At 44.4% G+C, this 6412-nt stretch carries 6 protein-coding genes and 1 pseudogene; 3 read left to right on the top strand and 4 right to left on the bottom strand.

Annotated elements, in window-relative coordinates; translation table 11 throughout:
• Window positions 1–9: 9 nt before the first annotated feature.
• Window positions 10–270, bottom strand: a pseudogene (locus DA100_RS11085) (transposase); the annotation flags it as partial.
• 660 nt (window positions 271–930) lie between these two features.
• Here DA100_RS11085 and DA100_RS11080 point away from each other — a divergent pair.
• From DA100_RS11080 to DA100_RS21515, 3 genes are all read left to right on the top strand, one after another.
• The gene (locus DA100_RS11080; RefSeq protein ID WP_138972188.1) at window positions 931–1440 is read left to right on the top strand and encodes a hypothetical protein; all 510 of its coding nucleotides are present in this window, start codon (window positions 931–933) and stop codon (window positions 1438–1440) included.
• 21 nt (window positions 1441–1461) lie between these two features.
• Complete coding sequence (locus DA100_RS11075; protein WP_138972187.1) at window positions 1462–2268, top strand: DUF2971 domain-containing protein; 807 nt, start codon at window positions 1462–1464, stop codon at window positions 2266–2268.
• A gap of 404 nt (window positions 2269–2672) precedes the next feature.
• Window positions 2673–2798, top strand: a complete 126-nt coding sequence (locus DA100_RS21515; protein WP_276608341.1) for a hypothetical protein — start codon at window positions 2673–2675, stop codon at window positions 2796–2798.
• A gap of 27 nt (window positions 2799–2825) precedes the next feature.
• Here DA100_RS21515 and phnX read toward each other — a convergent pair whose 3' ends face one another.
• The 3 genes from phnX to phnW form a co-directional block, all read right to left on the bottom strand.
• Complete coding sequence (gene phnX, locus DA100_RS11070; RefSeq protein WP_138972186.1) at window positions 2826–3641, bottom strand: phosphonoacetaldehyde hydrolase; 816 nt, start codon at window positions 3639–3641, stop codon at window positions 2826–2828.
• An 80-nt stretch (window positions 3642–3721) separates the two neighbouring features.
• Window positions 3722–5101, bottom strand: coding sequence for an aspartate aminotransferase family protein (locus DA100_RS11065; protein ID WP_138972185.1), 1380 nt, complete (start codon window positions 5099–5101; stop codon window positions 3722–3724).
• Window positions 5102–5127: 26 nt separating this feature from the next.
• Window positions 5128–6231, bottom strand: a complete 1104-nt coding sequence (gene phnW, locus DA100_RS11060) for a 2-aminoethylphosphonate--pyruvate transaminase (RefSeq protein WP_138972184.1) — start codon at window positions 6229–6231, stop codon at window positions 5128–5130.
• Between the last annotated feature and the right edge of the window lie 181 nt (window positions 6232–6412).

Below are 6412 nucleotides of genomic sequence, written 5' to 3'. Positions count from 1 at the left end.
GCTTTACAGCTTTTTTTCTACGATGTCCTTGAGAATTCGATGCTCTAAGCTCAACTCAGCAAACATGGCTTTCAAGCGACGATTCTCCTCTTCTAAGTCTTTAAGGCGTTTGACTTCAGAGGCTTCCATCCCACCGTATTTTGCTTTCCAGTTGTAGTAGGTGGCATCTGAAATGCCGTATTCACGGCACACTTCATTGACCTTACGACCCACTTCCACTTCTTTTAAGATTTTGACGATTTGTGTTTCTGAGTAACGTGATTTTTTCATCGCGGGTTCTCCTTCTATGCTCAGTCTAAGCCGAAGAACTCTAAAATGGTATGCCACTAGTTTAGGGGAGGTTTACACGCCGAAGTCTCGATTTTCGAATTTTAGCCCCTATAGAATTCTATTAGATAACAGTGCAAGGGAAGATGAGCATCTGGATAAAACCGTTGCTTCGGGTGAGTTTTTGGTAATCCACCTAAATACTGACGAGTTGTATAAATTGTATATAAAACAGTGTGACTACAATAAAATTGAAGTCCCAACGTATATGCCAAAATTGAAAGTTTGTATTCGTTTATCTAGTGGTAGGGTTTACAAAATGAATGCGCCGTTTTCATTCTATAGGGATGTTCAGCATAGGAATATTTATAAGCCAGAACAAGACATAATGTCACTAACAAACTTGAACATTCAGCGGGGCTTTCCCTCAGATGATAGTCGGATGCGATATTATTCACAGACTCTAGAGCGTTACATGTTGGCATATAAAGCAGATATGCTTTGGAAACTACCAAAGAAAAAAAGCCTAACAAGAAATTTAAGAGTGATTCACAACGTTTGGCGCTCCCACTTTAATTAGGTCTAATGTCTACGGCACAATGGTTTAGCTAGGGCGTTAGCGTTGTTTACACCTTAATTTGGCGTTAAAAATCAGGAGGAAACTTGGAAACTAATGCAAAATTATTGAGTGATCATATTGTAAGCTCAAATCAAGCAATGGAAGTGTTATTCAAAAACAAACATCATGAGTCAGCCTTAATTCTTTTATATTCTTGGGTAGACCGTTTAGCTTGGCTGTCTGTTGACGCTGAAGAGTCAAATAGCGGTGATTTTAAACAATGGTTGAATCGCTATTTGTTTGTGGAAGAGGAAGCTTTTCCTTTCAATGCTGATGATTTGTGGGGAGCAAGGTGCGCATTATTGCACACAGGAACATCTGAAGCTCGGGACGTGAAAAAAGGTAAAGCTCGTGCCGTATTTTATTACGGTGGTCAAATTGATGTCGTAGCAAAGAACACCAATGAGCAAGTCTATGTGAATGTTGGGCAGCTTCATGTCAATCTAATTGGTGCTTCAATGCGTTTTCTACAGCATTTAGAAAAAACACCTAACGAGTTACATCGTGTGAACCTAAAGATTGGCAAGATACTACGGCGTACAACTGATTTTTAACAAGCAATTTAAGAGGGATATATGGCAATTTTTAAGTACTTGGGGGTTAGTGCTGCAGAGTCTTATTTTGAGCACCAAACCATAAGATTCAATACTCCAGATGCATACAACGATCCCCATGAGATGAGAGTGAACTTTCGATCAGGAGCATTGCTTACTGAAAGAATTACTAATCTGAATTTTCATCTGCATGGCAATTCTAAAAATATTGAACAGTTTCTGATCAACGAACTGGACGATTATCCATTTAAGCTAGATACATCGGTCTACGATGAGGTGTGCAAAACCGTAGGGATGTCGTGTTTCACTACATCCAATGAAGAGATTCCTGCCAATATTTTAATGTGGGCACATTATGCAGAGTCACACCGTGGAATAGCCATTAAGCTCAAAGAGGACTCGGAAATTGTTTCCATGCTCAGCAACGTAAATTATGTGTATAAAGCTCCAGTACTTGATGCTCGATTTTTCTTAGGAGACAAGGTTTATATTAGTGATATGTATTTTAAATCGGATGAGTGGAAGTATGAGAACGAGAAACGTTTAGCTATTCCGCTATCTGAATGCACAACACTTGAAACTACTGATGCATACAATTATCCAATTCATGTCCATGAACTGGATGCGAAAAATATTGAAATGGTCTTCCTTGGCTCTGCCGCATCAAAGGAGCTAATCAAGCTTGGCTATGAATTTAATCAAAAATTTGGAATCCCAGTAATAAAGCAAAAAGCACGCGTTGATGCTTTTGGTTTCAGACCTACGGTCGCATTCGGTCAATCAGAGCAAGAGTGTATCGAGCTTAATAGGCACTATGGTCTGACATAAAATATAACAAGCATTTAAGGTATCAAGATACTTTTTCTAATCTAGTGTAAGTCGTTTAGAGTGCGGCTCTTTTTTGTCTGAAAACAGGAGTGATTACACCTGAGGCATTTTTGCTTCGCGCTACTTTTCAGGTTTGCCCAAAACCGCACTAGTTATTCAAGTTCAAGAGCAGCAAGTGGGTTCATTTCGATAGTTTCTGAAAGGTGGCCTTTTATTGGTTTAGGCTGCTCCCACATTTGTTAGTTTGGAGTTCATCACTATTTAAAAGACTACTGTTCCGTTAAAGGATTGAAGCTCTCTGCTCGTTGTCGCTCGACCTCGCAAATTACCTAGCTAGTGTTATGGTCATGAGCCATATACAGGACATTAAATGACAACTGCGAGAAAACAACAGATATGTATTGATGCCAAACCTTATTATCACAGCGTCTCTTGCTGTGTCAGGCGTCGCTAAGTACCGCGCAGCGGAAGGAAAAACCGTACTATTGTCATACCGTGGAAGCGTACCTCTAACTCAGTTGATAATTTAGTTGAATTAGAGGCTTTGTACATAAATCCTACGGACGCTCACCTGCCGCTAGGCGACGTTCGATATCTGCAACCACTTCAGGGAAGTCAGCAATGGTGTCGATTAGGTAGTGTGGCGAGCTCTTGATCAATTTTGCACGTGCCTTTTCACGAGCAGTATCTAGTGTGGCTGGGTCGGCCGCTTGGTACTCTTCAAATGTCAGCCCCGCTTCGTTACCAGAAAGCAGCAGACCAACGGTCCACATACCTGCGTTATGACCTTCATCAATGCCCGGTGCTGCGTCATCCACTTTGATACACGCGTTAACATCGGTTACGTTCAGTTCAATCACGTTCTTCAATGCCATAAATGGTGCAGGGCGGCCTCCTTGAGGCAAATCATCCGTGGCTACCACGTAATCAGGTTTGTAGCCGTAATCCGCTGCTACTGGAATCAGTACATCCATCACTTCGCGAGGGTAACCAGAACAAGAACCTATCTTGATGCCTTTGTTTTTCAGACCGTTCACGACTTCAATTGCATTGAGAATGGGCTCGGCGTGGTCAGCGACTTTCGCTTTTTGCAGAGGCATAAATGCGGCATAGATCGCGTCGATGTCTTCGCTGGTCATTGAGCGACCAAACTTCTCATTCCAACGCTTATCAACCGCAGGGATGCGACCCACAGCTTGGATGTGATCCCATTTGCCAAGTCCCATAGGCTCACGCGCTTCTTCAAGGTCGATATCGAAATCAAAGCCTTGCTTGAATGCTTCCACAAAGATGCTGGTTGGCGCAAAAGAGCCGAAGTCGACGATAGTGCCTGCCCAGTCAAAGATCACAGCTTGAATTGGTGACTTGTTCATGTTTAATCCTTTGTCTTGTTTGCTAGAGCGCTTACCTACACGTTGGAACTACGCTCTGGATAAATTGGTGTTTGTTGAAGTTAGAAGTAGTTAAAGTCTTTACACACTTTGTCGATGGCTTCTTCGAAGATTGCCAACGCTTCTGTCAGTTGCTCGCGCGTTATGATCAGCGGGGGACTGAGTTGAATCACATTGCCTTGCGATACCTTAAAGCTGACGCCATTGTTGAGGCATTGATACAGCACAGCTTCCGCTTCGTCATACGCGCGCGCTTGGCTTTCGTGGTCGGTGACCAGTTCAATGCCCCACAACATGCCGATGCCACGCACATCACCAATCACTGGGTACTTGGTTTTCATCTCTAGTAGCTTTTCGCGCATGAACTGGCTGTCGGCTTTGGTTTTATCTAACAAGCCGTATTGTTCAATGGCTTCCATGGTTGCCAGCGCCGCAGCACAACCGATAGGGCTTTTCTCATGAGTGTAGTGTCCCATCGAGATTTGCTCGGCAGTGTTATATTTATCTTTGGTTACCATGGCTGCGATAGGCACTAGGCCTCCGCCTAAACCTTTACCGATGCAGAGCATATCTGGCTCGATGTCGTAGGCTTGGTAGGTAAACCATTCACCGCTGCGACCCATGCCGTTAGGGATGTCGTCGATGATCAGCATGACATTATGTTTGTCACAGATTTTGCGGATACGTTTCCAGTAGGCTTTACTCGGCACTTGAACATCCGTGTTGCGGACCGCTTCTGCTATAAATGCGCCCACACCGCCTTCTTTCTCAATCACGTATTCAAGGTAGTCGGCATAATGCACATCGCTACCGTCGGCAACTGGAAAAGCACCTCGATAAGAGACCGCTGGTGGAATGCGTTCAACACCTGCCATTAATGGTCCCATGCCTTGGCGGAAACACGCTTCGCCGCCCACTGAGATGGCATCCAACGATGCTCCGTGGAAGGAATCCCACAGAGAGACCACCTTGTAGTTGCCCGTGATGTGGCGTGCTAGTTTAAGTGCCATACCTACCGCTGATGTACCACCCGGAGCAAACAATACGCGATTCAACTCGCCGCCACAGATTTGCGTTAGCTTTTCGGCACATTCAATTGCGGTTTCGTTGGTAAAGCGACGTGGTGAAAACGGCAGTTTGGCAATTTGCTCTTGCACACGTTTGATCACGTGTGGGTGAGCGTAGCCTAACTGGTGCACGTTATTACCATGGAAGTCCATGTATTTTTTACCCCTAGCATCTTGGATGTAGATGCCTTGCGCTGCTTCCAAGGTATCTAAACAAGGTGTCGACATGGCTTGATGAAGAAAGATCTCTGAATCACGATTCAACAATGCTTGCGTTCGTGCGTCGTCCATCGATGCATTCCAAGCTTGGCGTGCCGGTGTCGTGTTGACATCGCCTTCACTGCGAAAATGGGTCGGTTTTACATTTTCAGTCATAACGCTCTCTCAATCAGAAGGCTGCTTTAGGCAATTTGCCAGTACATTGCTTTTTCAATCGCACCGATTAATCGTTCGATATCTGCTGGGTAAACTTCGCCAATGTTGCCGATGCGGAAACAGTCTGCGTTTGACACCTTACCCGGATAAATCACAAAACCTTGCGCTTTCAAACGGGTGTAGAACTCTTTGAACTGGTAATCACTGTGCGTCGGGGAGTAGAAAGAGGTAATGATTGGCGAGTGAAGGTCATCATGCAGTAGTGGTTTGAAACCAAGAGAACGCATACCTGCAACCAGTGTTTTCTGGTTAGTCTGGTAACGGTTGTGACGGGCCTCGATGCCGCCTTCTTGTTCTAGCTCTAACAATGCTTGGTAGAAAGCGCGAACCGTGTGTGTCGGAGACGTGAAACGCCATTTGCCATGGTTTACTTCCATGCAGTGCCATTGATCGTAAAGATCGAGGCTTAATGAACGTGCTTGACCTTTGCATTTTTCTAGCTCAGTTTGTTTCGCAATTACAAAGCCAAAGCCCGGTACACCTTGGATACACTTGTTTGCAGAGCTGATCATAAAATCGATGCCTAGTTCGGCAATATCGATAGGAATGCCACCAAAACTGGACATGGCATCGAGAATCACCACTTTACCGTGCGCTTTTGCCGCAGAAGCGAACTCTTCAATTGGGTTAAGCATGCCCGTGGTTGTCTCGCAGTGAACAATCGCCACGTGTGTGATAGCAGGATCCGATGCCAATGCAGTTTCCACCTCGTTCAAGTGTGGCTGTGATGTTTCGCCTGGGGAAACTACATGGCACGGAATATTCAGGTAATTGGCGATCTGAGCGATACGTGCACCGTACGCACCGTTGTCGACAACCAACAGTTTTCCATCTTTACCAATGGCGCTACCAATCGTGGCTTCTACTGATGCTGTGCCGCTACCTTGCATTAATACGCTGGTGTAGCCGTCTTGTTGAGTCGCCAGTTTAACAAGCTTGGTGCGGATCACTTCTACAATATCTTTGTTGTATTCATCATCCCAAGTACACCAGTCTTTTAGCATGGCTTCACGTACCGTTTCAGAAGTAGATAGAGGGCCTGGAGTCAGTAGTAGATATTCGTTTTTCATCTCGATTTCCATCAGAATAGTTTTTTTGGTCTACACCAAATTTCCAATTCACTCTAACGAGGAAGAAAAGGGCAGTAAATAGGTAAATCTTCAATTTCATAAAACTTTAACATCCGAAAAATAGCGGATCTATTGAACGATTATTCAGCGCAAATTTTCGTAAAACTGCCATTTAATGGTC

Origin of the sequence: Vibrio sp. Hep-1b-8, from assembly GCF_006124995.1 — a bacterium.
Classification (GTDB): Bacteria; Pseudomonadota; Gammaproteobacteria; order Enterobacterales; family Vibrionaceae; genus Vibrio.
The sequence above is the reverse complement of the archived record's forward strand: the minus strand, read 5'-3'. Positions and strand labels throughout refer to the sequence as shown.